Source organism: Xenorhabdus bakwenae (genome assembly GCF_030272115.1).
GTDB classification, from domain to species: domain Bacteria; phylum Pseudomonadota; class Gammaproteobacteria; order Enterobacterales; family Enterobacteriaceae; genus Xenorhabdus; species Xenorhabdus bakwenae.
The window spans coordinates 2,830,771-2,854,090 of record NZ_CP119194.1 but is presented as its reverse complement, the minus strand read 5'-3'; the positions used below and the strand labels follow the sequence as shown (position 1 = coordinate 2,854,090).

Below are 23,320 nucleotides of genomic sequence, written 5' to 3'. Positions count from 1 at the left end.
TAATTTTTGAATCAAGTAATTGAGATCAGAAATTGGAAGGAATTCCTGATCTGTTTTCATGTCGATAATTCAGTAGTCTAACATAATTAGCCTGTCGACTATATCGCCCCACCTGCACTAATTTATAAAATATAACCAGAAGACATATAAAGTGTAATGACAGCCATAGAATTGTGGTATTAAACCGCAAAATAATTTGGATGTCTAGATGTATTGACGTCCATCTTTTCAGTCGTTATTCTTGCGGGACGCTAATAATAACGACGATGGGGAAAGGTTATGGGATGTAAGCAAGCGACAATTGCGGTTCACAGTGGTTTAAATGTTGATGAACAATATGGTTGTGTTGTTCCGCCTATCTATCTTTCCAGTACATACAACTTTACCGGTTTCAATGAACCCAGAGAGCATGATTACTCACGCCGTGGCAACCCTGGCCGTGATGTTGTCCAACAGGTTTTGGCCGAGCTGGAAGGCGGAGCGGGCGCAGTCATGACCAGCAGTGGCATGTCAGCGATTCATCTGCTCTGTACCGTATTCCTGAAGCCGGGAGATTTATTGGTGGCGCCCCATGATTGTTATGGCGGGAGTTACCGGTTGTTTGACAGTCTGAGCAAACGTGGTGCATACAATGTGATTTTTGTTGATCAGTCAGATGAACAGGCGTTGAAACAGGCGTTGGCCCAAAAGCCCAAACTGGTGCTCATTGAAACGCCGAGTAATCCTTTGTTGCGGATCGTAGATATTCAATACATTTGTGGATTGGCTCATGAAATTGGGGCATTGGCTGTCGTCGATAACACGTTCTTAAGTCCTGTACTGCAAAAGCCGTTGGATTTGGGGGCAGATTTAGTGGTGCATTCCTGCACGAAATATTTGAATGGACACTCTGATCTGATCGCAGGCGCCATTATCGCTAAGGAGCCATCCATCGCGGAAGAGTTGGCATGGTGGGCGAACAATATTGGTGTGACGGCTGCGGCGTTTGATAGCTATCTGCTACTGCGTGGCATTCGTACATTATCTGCCCGTGTGTTGCTCCAGCAAAACAATGCTGTTGCCATTGTGGATTATTTGCAACAGCAGCCCCAAGTGAAAAGGCTCTTCTATCCTGCGTTGAAGAACCATCCGGGGCATGAAATTGCTGTTAAGCAACAGCAAGGTTTTGGGGCGATGCTCAGTTTCGAACTGGAGGGTGATGAACAGGCCATGCGTCGTTTCTTATCTGCGTTAAAATTATTTACCTTGGCTGAATCTCTCGGTGGTGTGGAATCGTTGATTTCTCATACTGCAACCATGACACACGCGGGAATGTCGGCAGAAGCAAGGACTCAGGCAGGGATTACGGATTTGCTTCTTCGTGTCTCTGTAGGAATTGAAGATAGTCAGGATTTAATTGCTGATCTGGACAATGCCTTTCAGGCAGCGGTAACGAGGTAATCATTAATCATGAGTATACTGGCAACAGCGGGGGCGGAATCTGGCCGTCAGTTACATAAATTTGGTGGCAGCAGCCTGGCTGATGTGAAATGCTATCAGCGGGTGGCTGAAATTATGGCGAACTACAGCCAGCCGGGTGATTTGATGGTGGTATCGGCTGCGGGGAGTACGACCAACCAGTTGATTGATTGGCTTAAATTGAGTCAGAATGACCGGATATCAGCCCATCAAATACAGCAGTCTTTGCGGCGTTACCAGCAAGAATTGATCCGTGGCTTGTTGCCCGAAACCGTTGCAGAAGAACTGAACGCAGCCTTTATCGCTGATCTGGAAAGATTGAGCGTATTGTTGGATAAACCCGTCACCGATATCACATATGCCGAAGTTGTCGGTCATGGGGAAATCTGGTCTGCCCGTTTAATGGCGGCGGTGCTGGAAAATCAGGGTATCCCCAGTGCATGGCTGGATGCGCGTCAGTTCCTGCGGGCAGAGCGCATTGCTCAACCGCAAGTTGACGTCAGTTTATCTCAACCGCTACTGAGCCAATTACTGATCCAAAACGCCAATAAGCGTTTAGTGGTTACCGGTTTTATTTCCAGTAATCAGAAGGGGGAGACGGTATTGTTGGGACGCAATGGCAGCGACTATTCTGCTACCCAAGTTGGGGCTTTGGCGGGAGCCAAAAAAGTCACAATTTGGAGTGATGTGGCGGGGGTTTACAGTGCCGATCCGCGTAAAGTCAACGATGCCTGCCTGTTGCCGTTGCTGCGTTTGGATGAAGCCAGTGAACTGGCACGTTTAGCCGCACCCGTTCTCCATACCCGTACATTGCAGCCAGTTTCTCTCAGCGATATTGATCTGCAATTGCGTTGCAGTTACCAACCTGAACAGGGTTCCACCCAGATTGAACGGGTGCTGGCAACCGGGACAGGGGCAAAAATTGTCACCAGCCATGATGATGTTTGCCTGATTGAATTGCATGTTTCTCCAGCCCACGATTTCAAGCAAGTCTATAAAGACATTGATTCTTTGTTGAAACGCGCCCAAATCCGGCCATTGGCAACAGGGCTGCACGCAGATTGCAACCTGATCCAACTCTGTTATACCTCTGAGATTGTGAATAGCGCTCTTGATGTTTTGCAGGATGCCCCCTTACCCGGCAAACTTTCTTTGCGTGAAGGTTTAGCGCTGGTGGCATTAGTGGGGGCGGGGGTATGCAAGAATCCGCTGCATAGCCATCGTTTTTATCAACAATTAAAAGATCAGCCCGTTGAATTTATCTGGCATGCAGAAGATGACATTAGTCTGGTTGCTGTACTGCGTTCGAAGCAGACATCACATTTGATTCAGGGATTGCACCAAAGCCTGTTCAGAGCAGAAAAACGTATCGGTTTAGTGCTGTTTGGCAAAGGGAATATTGGTTCTCGTTGGCTGGAGCTGTTTGCCCGTGAACAGAAGAACATTTCTGCTCGCAGTGGATTTGAATTTATCCTGGCGGGGATCGTCGATAGTCGCCGGAGTTTGCTGAATTATCAGGGCATTGATGCCAGTCGTGCGTTGGCCTTTTTTGATGATGAAGCAACTGAACATGAAGAAGATGCCCTGTTTTTATGGATACGGGCACATCCTTATGATGATTTGGTTGTACTGGATGTCACGGCAAGTGAAGAACTGGCTAAAGAGTATATCTACTTTGCCAGCTATGGATTTCACGTTATCAGTGCCAACAAAGTTGCCGGTTCTTCCGACAGCAATACATATCGTATGATCCGAGATGCCTTTACAAAAACGGGGCGTCATTGGTTATACAACGCCACAGTGGGGGCAGGGCTGCCGATTAACCACTCTGTCAGGGATCTGCGGGAGAGCGGTGATACCATTTTGTCCATCAGTGGCGTTTTTTCTGGCACATTATCCTGGCTGTTCTTGCAGTTTGATGGTTCTGTGCCTTTCAGTGATTTAGTAGAACAAGCCTGGCAACAAGGGTTGACAGAACCTGATCCGCGTATTGACCTTTCTGGTCAGGATGTGATGCGTAAGCTGGTTATTCTGGCACGCGAAGCGGGTTATGAGATAGAGCCTAATCATGTGCGTGTTGAGTCTTTAGTACCGAAAGAGGCTCGGAACGGTTCTATCGAAGAGTTCTTTGAAAACAGTGCTGCCATTAATGAGCAAATGCGGCAACGATTGCTAGCGGCACAGGAAATGGGCATGGTACTACGGTATGTCGCACGTTTTGATGCCAGTGGTAAGGCGAAAGTGGGTGTGGAAGCGGTGCGTAGCGATCATCCATTGGCTTCATTGCTGCCGGCAGATAATGTCTTTGCGATAGAAAGCCGCTGGTATCGTGATAATCCGTTAGTGATCCGTGGGCCAGGAGCGGGGCGAGATGTTACTGCGGGGGCAATCCAATCGGATTTAAATCGTCTGTCACAACTTCTGTAGTCCACAATATTTCTACAAGCGAGAATTGGAGCCTGAAGCCTCATAATGAGGCTTCAGTAATACCAACCATTCATCCTTAAACAGTTTAGTATTCGATTTTAGTGTTATTCGTTTAACTGAATATTACATTAGGGGATGTTGACGTTTTGTGAGGGGGATTTGAACAGCATGATGATCTGGTATCATTGTCTTCGCGAAAAAACTATTACCCCAGCTCATCATGCCAGGAACAATGTTATCAAAATCCTTATGGAATAAGCTAGTTATATTGATGCAACAAAGTGGATGTATTTACCACAAAGAAGCGCACTATCTGACTTTCGAAAGCATTCTTTATCGAATGAGAACGGGATGTCCGTGGCGGGATGATGTGGTCTAATGATTTTGGTCACCGTTATAGAGGTGATATTCTCACTTCAACACGCAAAATAGGTGACATGATGAAAAGACGTTTCAGCCCCGAATTTAAACTGGAATCTGCCCAGCTAGTCCTTGACCAGCATTACAGCATAAGAGAAGCGGCGAAGGCGATGAATGTGAGTAAATCGGCAATGGAATCTTGAGTTCGCCAGTTAAAACAGGAGCGACAAGGCCAATCACCCAAAGCCTCACCCATCACGCCGGAGCAAATTGAAATACGCGAACTGAAGAAGAAACTGCAACGCCTTGAAATGGAAAACGATGTATTAAAAAAAGCCTCAGCACTCTTGATGTCGGACTACATGAACAGTTCTCGTTAATCGAGCAATTCAGAGTGCATTATCCGGTGGCTTCTCTTTGCCAACTGTTCGGGGTTCATCGCAGTAGTTATCAGGCCTGGCACAAGCGAATCAAGCGGCCAGACTCTGCTCGCGTAACGCTAAAAAGCCGGGTTCGTGAAGCCTTTAACAAAAGTCACGGTTCTGCCGGAGCACGAACGATTGCCTCGATAGTTACCCGTGAGGGGATCCCATTAGGCCGATGGCGGGCCGGAAAACTCATGGCTGAACTCGGGCTGGTCAGTCGTCAACACCCCAAACATCGGTATTCACGAAAGGAGCAGGAACATGTTGATATTCCAAACCATCTTGACCGCCAATTTGCTGTTACGGAACCTAATCAGGTTTGGTGTGGTGACATCACTTACATCTGGACAGGTCAACGTTGGGCGTATTTAGCGGTGGTTCTCGACTTATTTGCGCGTAAACCCGTCAGTTGTGCGATGTCATTTTCGCCCGACGCTGAGTTAACGAAGAAAGCCTTAACAATGGCATTTGAATCAAGAGGAAAGCCACAAGGTGTGATGTTTCACAGCGATCAGGGATGCCAGTATACCAGCAAAGCATTTAGGCGATTATTACAGCAATATGGTATCAAACAAAGCCTGAGCCGACGGGGAAACTGTTGGGATAACAGCCCAATGGAGCGGTTTTTCAGGAGCTTGAAAAGCGAATGGGTGCCTTTAGAGGGATATGCAAATTTTATGGCAGCCAGATATTCAATCACCCAGTATATAACAGGTTATTACAGTCAGCTTCGCCCTCACTGGTATAACAACGGATTAACCCCCAATGAATCAGAAAGATTATTTTGGGAAGCCTCTAAGTCAGTGACCAATTTTTATTGACCACTTCAATATCCCACTTCGGCAATTGAGAGCAGTCGATTTTTGACATTCTGTGCGGTCGTCTTCTGAAAATGACACATAATCAACGGATTGAATACATGACCTGATAGCTTAAGCTATATTTGAGTTATTTAATCCATTCTTACCACTTGATTTTCATTCGAATATGAAAACCAATAATAATTTCTATTATTAGATATCACTTCCTTTTTAATTAAAATATTTGCATTATTTTTTGATATTACATAATGTTTAATATATTTTTTTTCTTTTCTTCCATATCAAAATTTAATAATAATGTTTTTTCTGAATCAGAAATATAAATATAATGCTCAAGATGAACCAGTTTATTTCCTTTAACAAATATGATTTTTGAAAATATATCCAAATCCTCATTAATTTTTAAGTTGATAAAATTTTCAACAGTTTTACGTTCAAATCCGTTATCTATTACATACATGTAATCCCACTTAAATGGCGTTATGCTTTTCATATTGACAATACATTCATCATTAACATGACAATATTTATCAGTATAATTATATATACCTTCAACTATATTCACCTCCCTGCAACTGGATAAATAAAATACAGAGAAAAAAATAATAAACAAAGTAACTAATTGACTTTTTCGCCCTAGCAAATAATTGTCTGGGTTAAAAACTATCATCATCGCCTCTCTCTACATTTCCCATTCATATAAAAAAGTCGGCTTTTTGTCGGCGGTAGTATAGCGTTTAATTGCATACCCATGACAACCGAAAAAGCCGAGCTTAAATTTACATTATTTTTAAGTCGTTATCATTGATAATCGACAAAGGGCTCTTTTCTCTTCCCAGCTGCTAACTGTTCGGGTGAAAAACCTTCATTATCACCTCTATCAAATTGACTCTTCATATAAGAAAACTGTTCATCTGAAATTTTCTCTTTCACTACTGAAAATCCAGAGGCATTCTCTTTGGCAACGTAGAGACCTTCTTTATGAAAGTGGTTTAATACTGCTTTAGCCTGCGCTTTCATTGGCGTATTGGCGTTTGCCATGCCAATTTGACGACCTGTTCGGTTATTCAGCATATCAATCGTTTCATCCGCCTTTTCGGACGTCGGGAAATGACGAACATTCAAATCTAATGTGTCATATCGTTCATGCGCATCAGCCACACGAGAAGCGATTTCATCACCGTATTTAGCGGTAATTGCAGATTGCCAGAGTGTATGTCGAAAGGCATTAACCTGGCTACCTTCCCTACGATTATTTTCTTGAAATACTCCGTGAGGGTTTGTATCTCTATTTCCCTGAGTTGAAAAACGCAGGGCGCTAGTTGAAATATTCGTACTTCCTGGGGAAATTCCCCCGATAGTGAAGACCTTGTCTAGATTACCTACGGCAAACATGTATTGCTGTAGGTCTCGTTGCCAATTAGTTTTCTCTCCTGAGAAGAAATCATATTGGTTTTTAATAATATCTTTATTATCACCATTGCTATTTTCACTTTTAAGAAAATCAGCAGCTAAATTACCAATATTTTTTACATATGTGCTCATTTGACCAAATTTATCGAATTCCTTAACAAGTTCATCTAACACGAAAATATTTTTCAATGTTGGAGTCATATTTTTATATAATTCTTTAATGGCTGAATCCAAATCCCTTTTACCAAATTGAGTCCCCCTTCCTGCACCTTCCACACTCCCCATATGATGATAAAAGTTATTATATTTTGATTCTCTGGATTCATTTCCATAAGCAAATATTTGTAATGTGGTTTGAGTATTAGATGATAAGCTCTTAAATGAACCTATTCGAGTATCTAGTAAACATCGATCTTCAAAAAGCCCTCTTAAATTATCCGAAGTTGAATAAAAACGTTTATCTTCAAGCATTGATAAATGACTCATCACAACAGGCGCTGTAGAGTTAAACATGTTTTTAATACTTAATAATGGTCGCTGAAAATGGTAATCACACCTCATTAGTGCCAAAGTCTCACCATTAGGTTTATTACGATATTGATCCATTAGTCTTAGTGCCTTCTTCATTTCGCTTTCTATAAAAGGACACTGTTTTCTTGAACAGACTGGGCATATTTCATTCTTTCCACTAACGCCATTAGCTTCCCATGCCTTAGTCATATCATAGGCGCTAATTCCTCCTCCGGGTGCATAAAGGGCACCATCCGTCAGAGTTTTACTTGGCTTCTCGTATGAACCATACCCAATACCAGGAAAAATGTTAGGCGTATCTGGCATAAAACTAGACTTCAATCTGTTTAAAACGTCTCTCCCCGTGATTCTCGCTGGGATGATTTTAAGAATTCTTTTTCCATCCGCAGTATATGGAATACCATTTTCATAATATGCAATTAAATTATATGACATATCTATATCCTTAACTTATTTATTTTTAAGATAAAATAAACCCCTTAATTTAAAGGGAAATAAAAATTTACATCAACTCTAATTTCAAAATCAACAAATGACAATTATAAAAATAAATCCTATTTTATAAGTTTGAAAATTTATTAATTTAAAAACCTCTTTAATAAAAAACAAGATAGTAAATTAATCTCATTCGTCATTAATAATATTATAATTTTATTTTTTAAATTTTAACTTATGAGCGGTGTAAGGTTGGTGTTACAAAACCGACCCCATCAAAACAAACTTTCTCCGGGAGCCGCTGCCATTTTTGATTTTTCCGTCGAGCTTTTTGATTAAACTCACCACATCATCCCATTTAATACCGGATTTTGGCGGTTTAGTGAGTACCTCATCCAGTGTCTTAGTGTAGTGATGTGATGTGATGTGATGGACGTCCCCTTTTTCAGCAGCAAATAGTGCCACCTTTTTTTTCCGATGCACTGAATTTCGGGAGAACATCTCATGAATACGATTAAAGTCATTGGCATTGACCTCGCCAAAAACGTTTTTCAAGTCTGTGTCTGGATGGAGGACGGTTCTGTCGTCTCGAACCGAAAAATTTCACGGCAAAAATTGCTTGATACTGTGCGCACTTTTTCGCCAGGAACCCTCATTGCTATGGAGGCCTGTGCAACTTCTCACTATTGGGGCAGAACCCTTCAGGCGATGGGATTTATCATGCCACTACATGTTGAAGTTGGATTGGTATATTGATCAGGCTTTGGCAGGGACATGACAGATTATTCCTGCCGATATTTGATTACGATCTCCTCAAATGCCTTTTCCTTTTTTTAATTTCATAAAATTCGCCCAAATTGTTTGTTTTCTGATATGAATAGAATGCTAGAGATAAACAGAACAACACTCTCTATAGCAAAAACATGAAATATTTGGACAGAAAATAGGGTAAATGCCGATTAAGCCAGTTTATTGGTGAAATAGGTGACATACAGCAACACAAGGCCAGGAACCACATGAATCAACAATATTCCGCAATGCGAAGTAATGTCAGTATGCTCGGTAAGTTGCTGGGCGATACAATTAAGGAAGCTTTAGGAGAAGATATTCTTGATAAAGTTGAAACGATCAGGAAGTTATCTAAATCATCCCGTGCAGGTAATGAGGCTCACCGTCAGCAGCTTTTATCAACGCTGGAAAATTTATCCAATGATGAATTATTGCCTGTTGCCCGTGCGTTTAACCAGTTTTTAAATCTGACTAACGTTGCCGAACAATATCACAGTATTTCTCCACACGGCGAAGCAGCAAGTAATCCGGTCGCGCTGGCCGCGCTGTTCAACCGGCTCAAAGACAAACAATTCAGCAATGACGATTTGATTAAGGCAGTCAATGAACTGGCAATTGAATTAGTTCTGACCGCTCATCCGACAGAAATTGCCCGCCGTACTCTGATTCATAAGTTGGTTGAAGTTAATGGCTGTCTGGCACAGCTTGATCATGACGATTTGGCCGATTATGAACGCAATAACATCATGCGCCGATTGCGGCAGCTGATTGCCCAATCATGGCATACTGATGAGATCCGTAAGAACCGTCCCACCCCAATTGATGAAGCAAAATGGGGCTTTGCTGTGGTTGAAAACAGCTTATGGGAAGGTGTGCCGGCCTTCCTGCGTGAATTCAATGAACAACTGGAAGGATCCATTGGTCATAGCTTGCCAGTGGAAGCCGTGCCAATACGTTTCACCTCCTGGATGGGGGGGATCGCGATGGTAATCCTAACGTTACCGCTGAAATTACCCGTCATGTTTTACTGTTGAGCCGTTGGAAAGCCGCCGATCTGTTCCTGAAAGATATTCAGGTTTTAGTCTCTGAACTCTCCATGTCGGAATGTACACCTGAACTGCGTCAAATGGCGGGAGGTGAGCAGGTTTTAGAGCCTTACCGTGAAATTGCCAAACAATTGCGCACGCAATTAAATAACACACTGGCTTATCTGGAAAAACGCCTGAAAGGCGAGCAAGTTCTGCCACCTGCGGATCTACTCCTGCATAACGAACAGTTATGGCAACCGCTATATGCCTGCTATCAATCCCTGAAGGATTGCGGTATGGAAATTATCGCCAACGGGCAATTGCTGGATACCTTGCGTCGCATCCGTTGCTTTGGTCTGTCTTTGGTGCGTATTGATATCCGCCAGGAAAGTACCCGCCATACCGATGCGATTGCTGAACTGACGCAATATCTGGCAATGGGTGATTATGCGAGCTGGCCTGAAACCGAAAAACAGGCGTTCCTGTTACGCGAGTTGCAATCAAAACGCCCTCTGACCCCGCGTGATTGGCAGCCAAGCGCAGAAACGCAAGAAGTTTTCGCTACCTGCAAGGTGATTGCTGAATCACCCCAAGATTCGATTGCGGCTTATGTTATTTCTATGGCGAAAGTCCCTTCTGATGTCTTGGCGGTAAAATTGTTGTTGAAAGAAGCGGGATGCCCATTGTCACTGCCTGTCGCGCCCTTGTTCGAAACCCTTGATGACCTGAACAATGCAGAAGGTGTTATCCGGCAACTATTGGGCGTTAAGTGGTATCGCGATCTGATTCAGGATAAGCAGATGGTGATGATCGGTTACTCCGATTCAGCCAAAGATGCAGGGGTGATGGCGGCATCTTGGGCACAATACCGGGCACAGGATGCGTTGATCAAATTGTGTGAACAAGAAGGTGTAACATTAACCTTGTTCCACGGACGCGGCGGCACGATTGGTCGTGGTGGTGCGCCAGCACATTCAGCTTTGCTCTCTCAGCCACCGGGCAGTCTGAAAGGGGGATTGCGTGTCACCGAGCAGGGAGAAATGATCCGCTTTAAGTTTGGTTTGCCGCAGGTAACGATCAGCAGTCTGGCCTTATATGCCAGTGCAATTCTAGAAGCCAACTTATTGCCGCCACCAGAGCCGAAACCGGAATGGCAGCAGATTATGGATACGCTCTCCGATGTTTCCTGTGACATGTATCGTGATTATGTCCGTGAGCAACCGGAATTTGTGCCTTATTTCCGGGCAGCAACACCGGAACAAGAGTTGGCAAAACTGCCTTTGGGTTCGCGGCCGGCTAAACGACGCCCGACAGGAGGCGTTGAAAGTTTGCGAGCGATCCCGTGGATATTTGCCTGGACGCAAAACCGCTTGATGTTGCCGGCATGGTTAGGCGCGGGTGCAGCGCTGCAACGGGTGATCGATGCTGGTAATTTGTCCGTTTTAACGGAGATGTGTCGCGCCTGGCCATTTTTCAATACGCGTATTGCCATGTTGGAGATGGTATTTGCCAAAGCAGATTTGTGGTTAGCGGAATATTACGATCAGCGTTTGGTCGAACCGAAACTGTGGTCATTAGGGGTAAAATTGCGTAACCAACTTGCAGAGGATATCGAAACGGTATTGACCATTGCACAGGATGAGCAATTGATGGCGGATTTGCCGTGGATCGCCGAATCTATTGCTTTGCGTAACGTGTATACCGATCCGTTGAACGTACTCCAGGCCGAATTATTACAGCGCTCTCGTCAGCAGGAAAATCCTGATCCGCATCTTGAACAGGCGCTGATGGTGACGATTGCCGGCGTTGCGGCAGGCATGCGTAATACAGGATAGTTTACATATTTTTTAATCATAGAAGCCGAATAGGGAAACTGTTCGGCTTTTTGGGTTTTAACAAGGACGTACTCCCAATGTATGGCAGATGGCATAACTCAATTCTGCCCGATTCAGGGTATAAAAATGAAAATCTTTCACACCTTCACGACTGAGAATTTTCACCATATCCATCGCAATCGAGGCGCCGACTAAGTTGCGACTTTCCGGATCATCATCTAACCCGTCAAACATTCTGGTCATCCAGCTGGGAATACGGACATTGGTCAGCGTGGCAAATCGTTGTAACTGACGGAAGTTCGAGACTGGTAAGATCCCTGGTACAATTTCCACGTCAATCCCTGTTGCGACGCAACGATCACGAAAACGCAGGTAGCTTTCCACATCAAAAAAGAATTGGGTAATGGCACGATTAGCGCCGGCATCAATTTTACGTTTTAAATTGATCAAGTCTGCCTGTGCACTTTTCGCTTCTGGATGCACTTCTGGATAAGCGGCAACGGAGATATCAAAATCCGCTTCTTTTTTTAAAAGCTCTACTAAATCAGCACCATACATTTCGGGCTTGCAACCGTGAGTCGGTAAATCACCACGTAATGCCACAATATGACGAATGCCGTTTTGCCAATAATCATGGGCAATGTCGCGTAGCTCTTCACGGTTGGCATCAATACAAGTCAGGTGTGGGGCGGCATCAAGGCCGGTTTTTTCTTTAATCCCCTTGATAATGCTATGAGTGCGATCACGTTCGCCAGAGTTAGCACCATAGGTGACAGAAACAAATTTAGGTTTCAGCTTGCTCAAGCGATCAATGGATTTCCACAGAGTTTGTTCCATCTCAGCCGTTCTGGGTGGAAAGAATTCAAAGGAAACACGAATTTGCCCTTCAAGTTCAGCCAGATTCTGGTTCAGCGCTTCTCGCTGATTCGCGTGAAAAAAACTCATACCCTGTGCCCTCATGAATCTATTTTTAGATGTTTAAGTGTTTAAATGTCTATCCGTTTAGATGTCTAAATAGAATGGGCGAAGCGGGATTTTTAGTCAATCGGGAAATAGCTTATTTCCAGTGAGGAATATTCAAAGCGATCAGGAAAGAAATTCATGTTGGGGAGGTGGTATGAAACCCCGATGTACTCATCGGGGTGATAGGCAGTGAAAATCAACCCGCATTCAAGCAAAAATGCGTCACAAGTTGTGAAAGTAGCGTTCTTGTTGGCTCAATAAATGCCATATCTAAAAATTCATCAGGCTGGTGCGCTTGTTCAATTGATCCCGGTCCTAAAACCAATGTTGGGCATAATGCCTGAATAAAAGGCGCTTCCGTACAGTAATTGACGGTATCTGCTTTGGTTCCCAGCAGTTTTTCAATTACACCCACCAATTTATGGTCTGTTGGGCATTCATAACCCGGAATCGGGGGATGGAGTTCCGTTACGTTCAGGCGACCGGGCCAGCGTTGTTTTACGGGTTCCAGTGCCTCATTCAGCAATCCGTTTAAATCCTGCAAAGTCAATCCGGGAAGCGGGCGGATATCCATATGCAGCTCGCAGCAGGCACAAATACGATTTGCAGCATCACCGCCATGAATATGGCCGAAATTCATGGTTGGGTAAGGGATGACGAATGCCGGATTGTGATAGCGTTCTTGTAAGGTGTGGCGTAGTTTTATGAGCTGGGTAATGGATTCGTGCATCAGATCAATGGCATTGACACCTCGTGCTGGATCACTGGAATGTCCTGATTTTCCTTCAATGCGGATAGCCTGGGCTATATGCCCTTTATGGGCGCGGATTGGCTGTAATGATGTGGGTTCGCCAATGATGGCAAAATCAGGCCGAATATGGGCACTGGCAGCAAAGTAACGTGCACCTGCCATCGATGTTTCTTCGTCAGCGGTGGCCAGAATATAAAGGGGATGAGAGAGTTTACTGACATCGATATCCCGCAGAGCATCAACGATAAAGGCAAAAAAGCCTTTCATGTCAGCCGTCCCAAGTCCATATAATTTGCCATCGCGTTCGGTCAGTGTGAAGGGATCTTGTGTCCAGCGGCCCGCATCAAAAGGAACGGTATCCGTATGACCACACAGTAGTAACCCTCCCGAACCCCTGCCCAATGTAGCCAGTAGATTGAATTTACCTCGTGTTTCAGGAACGCCTTGAATTTCAATGGCAAACCCGATCTCTTTTAGCCATTCCGCCAGCAGATTGATAACAACTTCATTGCTTTGATCGAGTTCAGCATCAGTTGCACTGATAGAAGGTGCCGCAATGAGCTGATGATATAATTTAATAAAAGACGGTAATTTAAGATTCACTGTTGACAGCCCTTACTCATAATAGTATCAATATTAATGCAGATTTATTGCATATAAATTCAGTAAAGTCATTGAATTAATATTATTGGGTTAATACTATAAGGTGAATAAATCCCATGTTGAATACGCTGATAGTTGGTGCCAGTGGTTATACCGGAGCTGAGTTAGCAGCATATCTGCAACGTCATCCCTATGTCCATCTCTCCGGCTTGATGGTTTCTTCTCAAAGTTTAGATGCAGGGAAATGTTTTTCAGAACTTCATCCACAATATCAGGGTATTGTGGATTTGTCCTTACAGCCGCTGACTGATGTGAGTGAAGCGGCAAAAGGGATTGATGTGGTCTTTCTCGCCACAGCCCATGAAGTCAGCCATGATATTGCCCCGATATTTCTGGCAGCAGGTTGTATCGTGTTTGATTTATCGGGAGCCTATCGTGTACAAAATACACAGTTCTATAAAAAATACTACGGGTTTGAACATAAAAATACGCTGTGGTTGGAGCAAGCGGTATATGGATTAGCCGAATGGCAAGCAGAAAAAATCAGGCAAGCGCAATTGATTGCTGTTCCCGGTTGTTACCCTACTGTTTCCCAACTTTCCTTGAAACCGTTGCTTGAACAAAATTTATTAGATACAGAACATTGGCCTGTTATCAATGCGATCAGTGGTGTCAGTGGTGCTGGCCGGAAAGCATCGATCACCAATAGTTTCTGTGAAGTGAGTTTGCAACCGTATGGGATTTTTAACCATCGTCATCAACCTGAAATCACCGCCCATTTAGGTACAGAGGTGATTTTCACCCCCCATTTGGGCAATTTCTCACGCGGTATTCTTGCCACAATTACCTGTAAATTGAAATCTGGTGTGACAGAAGCACAAATCAGGGAAGCTTATCAACAGGCCTATCATGATAAGCCGTTGGTGCGGTTATATAGCAAAGGCGTTCCCGCGTTGAAAGCTGTTGTTGGTTTGCCATTCTGCGATATTGGTTTTGCTGTTCAGGGGCAACACCTGATCATCGTAGGGGCTGAGGATAATTTGTTGAAAGGGGCAGCGGCACAAGCAGTACAGTGCATGAATATTCGTTTTGGGTATGAAGAAACTCAGGCACTACTTTAATTTCTAACCTACAGAGATGAATACCGACAGAGGATAAATCCGATGGAGCCGTTAGTTATCAAGTTGGGTGGTGTGTTATTAGACAGTGAAGAGGCGCTGGAACGGTTATTTACTACATTACAGTTATACCGAAAAAACCATAAACGTCCACTGGTCATTGTACACGGCGGTGGTTGCTTGGTTGATGAGTTGATGCAGCGATTACAGATGCCGATTTTGAAGAAACAAGGTCTGCGGGTGACGCCAGAGGATCAAATCGACATCATTACAGGGACGTTAGCCGGCACTGCCAACAAGAAATTGCTGGCGTCGGCAACAAAATATCGTTTGCCTGCGATCGGATTATGTCTGGGTGATGGGGGAATGGTTAAAGTTTCTCAACTTGATGAAGAGCTTGGTCACACTGGAAAAGCTCAACCAGGAACGCCTGATCTCCTGAAAATTTTGTTGGATGTGGGCTATATGCCGGTTATCAGCTCAATTGGTATCACTGGGCAGGGGGAATTGATGAATGTGAATGCCGATCAAGCGGCGACAGCCATCGCACAAGTGCTGAATGCAGATTTGATCTTGTTGTCCGATGTCAGCGGTATTCTGGATGGGAAAGGGAAAAAGATCCCAGAAGCCACGGCAGAGCAGATCGGGCAGCTTATCGATCAAGGCATTATCACTGATGGCATGATAGTGAAAGTGAATGCGGCGCTGGAAGCGGCAAAAACACTCGGACAACCCGTGGATATAGCGAGTTGGCGTCATGCAGATCAATTGATTGCGTTATTTAATGGCATACCGATTGGCACACGAATTTTGGCATAAACAAAAATTAAAAAGGTTACCCCTATGACTAAAAGCATTAAGAAAATCGTTTTGGCATATTCAGGTGGTTTGGATACATCCGCCATTATTCCGTGGTTGAAAGAACATTATGGCAATTGTGAAGTGATTGCGTTTGTCGCTGATGTTGGCCAAAGTCGTGAAGATCTGGACGGTGTGGAGCAGAAAGCATTACGTTCCGGTGCTTCCGAATGCCATGTCGTTGATCTGCGCGAAGTGTTTATCAAAGAGTATGTTTATCCTGTGTTAAAAACCGGCGCTCTGTATGAGGGAAGCTATCTGCTTGGTACGTCAATGGCTCGTCCAATTATTGCTAAGGCGCAGGTGGAGCTGGCACTGAAAGTAGGCGCGGATGCCGTCGCCCACGGTGCAACAGGTAAAGGCAATGATCAGGTTCGGTTTGAAAGTACTTATACCGCGTTGGCACCACATCTGAAAGTTGTCGCTCCGTGGCGGGAATGGGATCTGCGTTCCCGTGAAGCGCTGCTGGATTATTTGAAGGTTCGTGATATCCCGACAACCGCAACGCGGGAGAAAATTTATAGCCGTGATGAAAACGCCTGGCACATTTCAACCGAAGGTGGGGTTCTGGAAAGTACGTGGAATGCTGCTGATAAAGATTGTTGGGTGTGGACAGCCGAACCAGAAGAGGCACCTAATGAACCGGAATATATCACGGTGACGATTGAAAGGGGTGAGGTGGTTGGCGTGAATGGTCAGGCGCTTTCCCCCTATCAATGCCTTGCTGAGTTAAATAAGTTGGGAGCCAGGCACGGCATTGGCCGGATCGATATCGTAGAAAACCGTTTAGTCGGCATGAAATCCCGCGGTTGTTATGAAACACCGGGGGGAACCATCATGATGGCAGCACTGCGCGGCATCGAACAACTGGTTTTAGATCGCGATAGTTTCAAATGGCGTCAACAACTGGGGCTGGAGATGTCTTATGTGGTTTATGACGGCCGTTGGTTTGCGCCATTGCGTCAATCAATTCAAGCGGCCGCAGAAATTTTAGCGGCCAGTGTCAGCGGTGAAGTTGTCCTGAAACTTTATAAGGGGCAGGTAACAGCGGTGCAGAAAAAGTCAGCCAATAGCCTCTATTCTGAAGAGTTCGCCACTTTTGGCGAGGATGAAGTTTACGATCATCGCCATGCAGAAGGGTTTATCCGCCTCTATTCGCTTTCTTCACGTATTCGTGCACTGAGCAGCAAAAAGTAATTTTGGGATTATTAATTCTTGGTAATCAGCAAGTAGAAAAAACAGGAACGATATTATGGCACTTTGGGGTGGACGTTTCAGTCAGGAAGCCGATCAGCGGTTCAAGCAATTCAATGATTCACTGTGTTTTGATTATCGTTTGGCGGAGCAGGATATTATTGGCTCGGTTGCATGGTCAAAAGCGTTGGTGACGGTGGGGGTGTTAACTGCCGAAGAGCAGCAAAAGCTGGAGCTGGCTTTAAATGCGTTACTGGATGAAGTGCGAACCAACCCCAAGGCCATTTTGCAAAGCGATGCGGAAGATATTCATAGTTGGGTAGAAGGGCAACTTATCACGAAAGTGGGCGATTTGGGGAAGAAACTCCATACGGGACGCAGCCGTAATGATCAGGTCGCAACTGACCTGAAATTATGGTGTAAAGATCAGATCGTCCACATTCTGACAGCATTAGATGAGTTGCAACAAGCGTTGGTACTCACTGCTGAAAATAATCAGGATGCAGTCATGCCAGGTTATACCCATTTACAGCGGGCGCAACCTGTCACTTTTGCTCATTGGTGTCTGGCCTATGTGGAAATGCTGAGTCGTGATGAAAGCCGATTGCAGGATGCATTAAAGCGATTGGATATCAGTCCGTTGGGATGCGGGGCGCTGGCAGGAACGGCTTATGATATTGATCGTGAGCAACTGGCGTCATGGCTTGGCTTCGCCTCAGCGACACGCAATAGTCTGGATAGTGTTTCGGATCGTGATCATGTTTTGGAGCTACTGTCAGATGCGGGCATTAGTATGATCCATCTTTCGCGTTTTGCTGAGGATTTAATTTTCTTTAATAGCGGAGAGGCCGGCTTTGTTGAATTGTCGGATCGGGTAACTTCCGGCTCTTCCTTGATGCCACAAAAGAAAAACCCGGATGCGTTGGAACTTATCCGTGGCAAGTGTGGACGGGTGCAAGGGGCATTGACGGGGATGATGATGACGTTAAAAGGGCTTCCTCTCGCCTACAATAAAGATATGCAGGAAGATAAGGAAGGCTTGTTTGATGCACTGGATACCTGGCTGGATTGTTTGCATATGGCGATACTGGTGTTAAATGGCATTCAGATAAAACGCCCCCGTTGCGAGGAAGCCGCAAAGCAAGGATATGCTAATGCGACTGAGCTGGCTGATTATCTGGTCGCAAAAGGTGTTCCGTTCCGCGAGGCACATCACATTGTTGGTGAAGTTGTTGTTGCGGCAATTGACAGAGGTAAGGCGCTGGAAGAGCTTTCTCTATTTGAATTGCAAAAATTCAGCAACGTCATTGCGGTGGATGTCTATGATGTTTTATTGTTGCAATCGTGTTTGGACAAGCGACGGGCAAAAGGGGGGTAGCGCAAGAACAAGTGAAGCTAGCGATTGCTCAGGCTAGACAGCGATTTCGCTAAAAACATTAATAATCACACGCAGTTGATAGTTTTTTCCCCTCGTGGATATAATGATTTATTGGTCAATACTATCATTGATATCAAATGCTGAGGTTGGGAATGAATATCCGCGATCTGGAATACCTTGTAGCACTTGCTGAATACCGGCATTTTCGCCGCGCCGCTGATGCAAGTCATGTCAGCCAACCGACACTGAGCGGGCAAATCCGCAAACTGGAAGATGAGCTTGGCGTGATGCTGCTGGAACGCACTAGCCGCAAGGTATTGTTTACCCAACAGGGAATGTTGCTAGTGGAACAGGCCAAAACCGTTTTGAGGGAAGTGAAGGTTTTGCAGGAAATGGCCTCCCTTCAAGGTGAAAGTATGTCTGGGCCGTTGCATATCGGTCTTATTCCAACAATCGCTCCCTATCTCCTGCCGCTGATTATTCCTGAACTGCATACATTGTTCCCCAAATTGGAAATGTACCTGCATGAGGCACAAACCCTAAACTTGTTGGCTCAACTTGATAGTGGAAAGCTTGACTGCGCTATTTTGGCGTTGGTGAAAGAAACCGAAGCATTTATCGAAGTGCCGTTGTTTGAAGAACCCATGAAGCTGGCGGTATATGAGGAGCATAAATGGGCCGGGCGGGACAAAATTAAGATGGGTGAGCTATCCGGCGAGAAGTTATTGATGCTGGAAGATGGGCACTGTTTACGTGATCAGGCGATGGGATTTTGTTTTCAGGCGGGAGCCAAAGAAGATACCCATTTTAGGGCGACCAGTCTGGAAACCCTGCGTAATATGGTCGCAGCGGGCAGCGGCATTACATTATTACCTGATTTGTCAGTGCCGAATGAGAGAAGGCGGGATGGGGTTTGCTATCTGGCGTGTTATGAACCGGAACCTAAGCGAACCGTCATATTGGTTTATCGTCCCGGCTCACCTCTGCGTGGTCGCTATGAGCAATTGGCAGAGGCGATCCGGACTAAAATGGGCAATTATTTTGAAATACCCGGAAAAACATCAAAATAATCGGTTTAGCCCATTGAGTGCCGCAACACGGTAGGCTTCCGCCATTGTTGGATAATTGAAGGTAGTATTAACGAAATATTCGATATTATTGCCTTCACCTTTTTGTTCCATAATGGCCTGACCAATATGAATGATCTCTGCGGCACGTTCGCCAAAACAGTGGATGCCTAAAATCTGTTTTGTCTCACGGTGGAACAGGATTTTGATGCTGCCAACATTCATACCGGCAATTTGCGCTCTTGCCAGATGCTTGAATTGGGCGCGACCCACCTCATAAGGGATTTTCATGGCGGTTAATTGCTGCTCGGTTTTGCCCACCGAACTAATTTCAGGAATGGTATAAATCCCGGTCGGGATATCTTCCACCAGATGCAGATTAGCATTGCCTGTGGTCATCGCTCTTGCAGCGATGCGTCCCTGATCATAGGCCGCAGAAGCCAAACTTGGATAGCCAATAACATCACCCACTGCATAGATGTTTTCATTGTTGGTCTGGTAGACGCGATTGACTTTCAGTAAACCTCGGTTGTCTGTTTCCAGTCCGACATTTTCTAAACCTAGCGTGTCTGTATTACCTGTTCTGCCATTGGCATACAACAGGCAATCCGCTTTGACTTTCTTGCCAGATTTCAGGTGAACAATAACACCATCATCAAGGCCTTCAATTTTTTCATATTCTTCGTTATGACGGATGACCGTACCACTATTCCAAAAATGGTAGGAAAGGGCATCAGACATTTCTTGATCAAGAAAGGACAGAAGATAATCACGGGTATTGATCAAATCCACCTTAACACCCAATCCACGGAAAATGGAGGCATATTCACAACCAATCACGCCGGCACCATAAATAATGACATGGCGAGGTTCGTGATCCAGTTGCAATATGGTATCGCTGTTATAAATACGGGAGTGGGTGAAATCGACGTCAGGAGGACAGTAAGGGCGGGAACCGGTGGCAATGATAATGTTGTCTGCGCTCAAGACATCAACACTATCATCGGCATAACGCACACTTACCCGATGTTCATCAATGAAAGTGGCTTCTCCTGCAAACATTCGACAACGGTTACGTTCATAAAACCCCTGGCGCATTTTAGTTTGCTGGTTAATCACGACGTCAGCATGGCGCAGAATTTCTGAAAACGAGGAACGAAGAATGCGGGAGTTATCACTGTAGAGGGGATTTTGATTAAATTCGATAATACGACTAACAGCATGGCGGAGCGCTTTCGAGGGGATTGTACCCCAGTGAGTACATCCACCGCCGACATTATTATAACGTTCTATAACAGCAACGTTTTTGCCTTGTTTTACTAACCCCATTGCTGCTCCTTCCCCACCGGGACCAGAGCCAATCACAATGGCATCAAAATGAGTATGTTGCATAGAGGAAAGACCTGTTTTTACACAAAATAACAACGCTATCTTAACATTACTCGATGCAATAACCCAATGAGCATGAGGTTTTTATCTCACTGTTTAGAAATAGATCGGGAAAACATCGAATAATATCTTTAAGAGAACAATCACAGCAAACTTAGCAGAATCTGTTATATTTGCCCGATTAAAGTCGAGATAGATCAGGATTGTTGTGAGTAACGTAACCGGCGTTAGAGCAAAACAGAAAGAAAAAACCCGCCGCTCCCTGATTGAGGCGGCATTTCGCCAACTCAGTGCTGAACGCAGTTTTACCAGCCTTAGCCTACGGGAAGTGGCTCGGGAGGCGGGTATTGCACCAACTTCTTTTTATCGACATTTTCGAGATGTGGATGAACTGGGGCTGACGATGGTCGATGAAAGTGGTTTGATGTTGCGTCAGTTAATGCGTCAGGCACGTCAGCGCATCGCCAAAGGCGGCAGTGTCATCCGTACTTCGGTTTCAACCTTCATGGAGTTTATTGGCAACAATCCTAATGCGTTCCGGCTGTTGCTGCGTGAACGCTCCGGTACATCGGCTGAATTTCGTGCGGCTGTAGCACGGGAAATCCAACATTTTATTGCTGAATTGGCAGACTACCTTGAGCAAGCCAGCCATATGCCCCGCCATTTCACTGAAATACAAGCCGAGGCGATGGTGACAATCGTGTTCAGTGCAGGTGCAGAAGCGCTGGATATTGATGAAGAAAAAAGGCGTCGTCTCGAAGAGCGTTTGGTTTTGCAACTCCGCATGATTTCCAAAGGCGCTTATTATTGGTATCGTCGTGAGCAAGAAAAAAACACTGTCTCTAAAGCGATCCCTAAACCCTCTGAATAATAATGAAAGGAGAATAATACGATGGAACAATACCGCCAAGATAAAAGCACCATGTTGCTGGCTCTTATCGTTGGAATGGCAACACACGGAACTTTCTCAATATTTTTTAATTCATTTGTCCCTTTTTCTATTTTCCCTCTTATTGCCCTGGTACTTTCTTTGTATTGTCTCCACCAACGTTATTTGAATTATCCGATGGCAGACGGATTACCCAAGCTGGCTGTGGGATGCTTCTTTTTAGGTATGTTTGTGTATAACGCCTTTATTCGGATGGAATATCCAGCAATTGGCTCTAATTTCTTGCCTGTCGTTATTGGTACTGTCTTGGTGTTTTGGATCTACCTAAAGATGAAAAAACGCAAGCAGCAAGTAGCGCTCACTTCAGAAAGCCAAAGCTAATCGCTTTTATCGAGAACGATTCAATAAAAAACGCCACAAAGTCAATTGGGTGGCGTTTTGATTTTTAATGACGACTATGTTCTTTTTTCCAGTAGGACACCGCACTCCATATGGTGGGTATAAGGGAATTGGTCAAAGAGTGCCAGTTGGCTGATTTTGTGGGTTTGTGTCAGCGTCTCCAGATTTTGGCAGAGTGTTTCTGGATTGCAGGAAATATAAAGAATACGTGGATACGCTTGAACCATTTTTAGCGTTTCTTCATCCAGTCCGCTGCGCGGTGGATCAACAAAAATGGTTTCACATTGATAACGGCTTAAATCAATGCCTTGCAATCGGTTAAACTCACGCTCTCCGTTCATCGCCTGGGTAAATTCTTCCGCTGACATGCGGATAATCTGTACGTTATCAATTTTGTTCGCTGCGATATTAAATTGTGCCGCAGCTACGGAAGGCTTGGCAATTTCTGTCGCTAATACCCGTTCAAAATTCTGCGCCAGCGCCAGAGAGAAATTACCATTGCCACAATACAGCTCAAGCAAGTCACCTTTCGAGCCTTTAGTAATATCAATAGCCCATTCCAACATATGAACATTGATACTGGCATTCGGTTGTGTGAAGCTATTTTCGACCTGACGGTAAATCATCGTCTTACCGGCAACAGACAACGCTTCATCTATATAGTCATGGTCAAGCATGATCTTGGTTTTTGCAGCGCGTCCAATAAGTTGCACATCAAACCCTGCGGCGATGAGTTGAGTACGCAGAGCGGTTGCATGTTCACGCCATTCATCCCCCAGTTTTTTGTGGTAAAGCAGGGAGACAATAATTTTGTTACTGCGGGTAGAAAGGTAATCCACCTGAAACAGTTTATGGCGTAATACGGGATTGTCTTTTACGCCAGCCATGATGGCTTGCATCATTTTATTGATGAGCTGATTGGCCACTGGAAATTGATCAATGCGGATACGCTGTTTGGTCTGCTGATCAAACATAATGTGGTAGAGGTCATCTTCCTCATGCCAGATACGGAATTCTGCGCGCATTCTGTAATGTGATGCCGGGGAACGGAAAACTTCAGGTTCGGGTGCGCTAAAGGGGAGCATCATTCCTTTTAGACGATAAACTTTCTCCGTCAATTGATTTTCATAATTTTCCGTTGGCAAGGCATTCTGCATTATCGGGTTCTCGTATGGTTGCGTTAAGAAAA

Annotated in this window: 15 protein-coding genes and 5 pseudogenes; 13 read left to right on the top strand and 7 right to left on the bottom strand. The window is 44.8% G+C overall.

Annotation, left to right across the window (positions count from 1 at the left end; genetic code table 11):
* Positions 1-279: 279 nt before the first annotated feature.
* From metB to PXH59_RS14365, 4 genes and pseudogenes are all read left to right on the top strand, one after another.
* Positions 280-1,440 carry a cystathionine gamma-synthase gene (gene metB, locus PXH59_RS14380; protein ID WP_285808888.1) on the top strand — a complete coding sequence of 387 codons (1,161 nt, stop codon included), beginning with the start codon at positions 280-282 and terminating at the stop codon, positions 1,438-1,440.
* A gap of 9 nt (positions 1,441-1,449) precedes the next feature.
* Complete coding sequence (locus PXH59_RS14375; protein ID WP_285808887.1) at positions 1,450-3,885, top strand: bifunctional aspartate kinase/homoserine dehydrogenase II; 2,436 nt, start codon at positions 1,450-1,452, stop codon at positions 3,883-3,885.
* A gap of 220 nt (positions 3,886-4,105) precedes the next feature.
* Positions 4,106-4,252: pseudogene (locus PXH59_RS14370) on the top strand (IS5/IS1182 family transposase); the annotation flags it as partial.
* Positions 4,253-4,322: 70 nt separating this feature from the next.
* Positions 4,323-5,491, top strand: a pseudogene (locus PXH59_RS14365) (IS3 family transposase).
* Positions 5,492-5,732: 241 nt separating this feature from the next.
* On the opposite strand, the gene PXH59_RS14360 reads toward PXH59_RS14365, so the two are convergent.
* The 3 genes from PXH59_RS14360 to PXH59_RS14350 all read right to left on the bottom strand — a co-directional run bounded on the left by PXH59_RS14360 (position 5,733) and on the right by PXH59_RS14350 (position 8,335).
* Positions 5,733-6,164 (bottom strand): hypothetical protein, encoded by a 432-nt coding sequence (locus tag PXH59_RS14360; protein WP_285808885.1) that lies wholly within the window; start codon positions 6,162-6,164, stop codon positions 5,733-5,735.
* Between the two features lie 128 nt (positions 6,165-6,292).
* Positions 6,293-7,870, bottom strand: coding sequence for a DUF6973 domain-containing protein (locus tag PXH59_RS14355; protein WP_285808884.1), 1,578 nt, complete (start codon positions 7,868-7,870; stop codon positions 6,293-6,295).
* Positions 7,871-8,128: 258 nt separating this feature from the next.
* The gene (locus tag PXH59_RS14350; RefSeq protein ID WP_285811859.1) at positions 8,129-8,335 is read right to left on the bottom strand and encodes a hypothetical protein; all 207 of its coding nucleotides are present in this window, start codon (positions 8,333-8,335) and stop codon (positions 8,129-8,131) included.
* 39 nt (positions 8,336-8,374) lie between these two features.
* Between PXH59_RS14350 and PXH59_RS14345 the strand changes: the two are divergent.
* A pseudogene (locus PXH59_RS14345) lies at positions 8,375-8,599 on the top strand (IS110 family transposase); the annotation flags it as partial.
* 287 nt (positions 8,600-8,886) lie between these two features.
* Positions 8,887-11,522, top strand: a pseudogene (gene ppc / locus PXH59_RS14340) (phosphoenolpyruvate carboxylase).
* Between the two features lie 57 nt (positions 11,523-11,579).
* Here the strand turns inward: ppc and metF are convergent.
* Together metF and argE are read right to left on the bottom strand one after the other, a co-directional pair.
* Positions 11,580-12,467 (bottom strand): methylenetetrahydrofolate reductase, encoded by an 888-nt coding sequence (gene metF / locus PXH59_RS14335; protein WP_047768602.1) that lies wholly within the window; start codon positions 12,465-12,467, stop codon positions 11,580-11,582.
* A 214-nt stretch (positions 12,468-12,681) separates the two neighbouring features.
* A complete protein-coding gene (gene argE, locus PXH59_RS14330; protein ID WP_285808882.1) occupies positions 12,682-13,839 on the bottom strand; it encodes an acetylornithine deacetylase in 1,158 nt (385 codons plus the stop codon).
* A gap of 116 nt (positions 13,840-13,955) precedes the next feature.
* Here argE and argC point away from each other — a divergent pair, with 116 nt between their 5' ends.
* The 5 genes and pseudogenes from argC to oxyR all read left to right on the top strand — a co-directional run bounded on the left by argC (position 13,956) and on the right by oxyR (position 19,457).
* On the top strand, positions 13,956-14,960 hold the full coding sequence (gene argC / locus PXH59_RS14325; protein ID WP_285808880.1) for an N-acetyl-gamma-glutamyl-phosphate reductase: 1,005 nt from the start codon (positions 13,956-13,958) through the stop codon (positions 14,958-14,960).
* Positions 14,961-15,002: 42 nt separating this feature from the next.
* The gene (gene argB / locus PXH59_RS14320; RefSeq protein WP_047768595.1) at positions 15,003-15,776 is read left to right on the top strand and encodes an acetylglutamate kinase; all 774 of its coding nucleotides are present in this window, start codon (positions 15,003-15,005) and stop codon (positions 15,774-15,776) included.
* Between the two features lie 24 nt (positions 15,777-15,800).
* Positions 15,801-17,012: an argininosuccinate synthase gene (locus PXH59_RS14315; RefSeq protein ID WP_285808879.1), complete on the top strand. Its 1,212-nt coding sequence runs from the start codon at positions 15,801-15,803 to the stop codon at positions 17,010-17,012.
* 55 nt (positions 17,013-17,067) lie between these two features.
* Positions 17,068-18,440: pseudogene (argH, locus tag PXH59_RS14310) on the top strand (argininosuccinate lyase).
* A 99-nt stretch (positions 18,441-18,539) separates the two neighbouring features.
* A complete protein-coding gene (oxyR, locus tag PXH59_RS14305) occupies positions 18,540-19,457 on the top strand; it encodes a DNA-binding transcriptional regulator OxyR (RefSeq protein WP_285808878.1) in 918 nt (305 codons plus the stop codon).
* On the opposite strand, the gene sthA is transcribed toward oxyR, so the two are convergent.
* Entirely contained in the window at positions 19,449-20,846 is a 1,398-nt protein-coding gene (gene sthA, locus PXH59_RS14300) for a Si-specific NAD(P)(+) transhydrogenase (protein WP_047768588.1), read from the bottom strand. The two genes, oxyR and sthA, sit on opposite strands and share 9 nt — an antisense overlap.
* Positions 20,847-21,051: 205 nt before the next feature.
* On the opposite strand from sthA, the gene fabR reads away from it, so the two are divergent.
* Positions 21,052-21,714 carry an HTH-type transcriptional repressor FabR gene (fabR, locus tag PXH59_RS14295; protein ID WP_285808877.1) on the top strand — a complete coding sequence of 221 codons (663 nt, stop codon included), beginning with the start codon at positions 21,052-21,054 and terminating at the stop codon, positions 21,712-21,714.
* A gap of 21 nt (positions 21,715-21,735) precedes the next feature.
* Entirely contained in the window at positions 21,736-22,113 is a 378-nt protein-coding gene (locus PXH59_RS14290; RefSeq protein WP_047768584.1) for a YijD family membrane protein, read from the top strand.
* Positions 22,114-22,187: 74 nt separating this feature from the next.
* Here the strand turns inward: PXH59_RS14290 and trmA are convergent, their stop codons facing one another.
* Positions 22,188-23,288, bottom strand: coding sequence for a tRNA (uridine(54)-C5)-methyltransferase TrmA (gene trmA, locus PXH59_RS14285; RefSeq protein WP_285808874.1), 1,101 nt, complete (start codon positions 23,286-23,288; stop codon positions 22,188-22,190).
* Positions 23,289-23,320 lie beyond the last annotated feature (32 nt).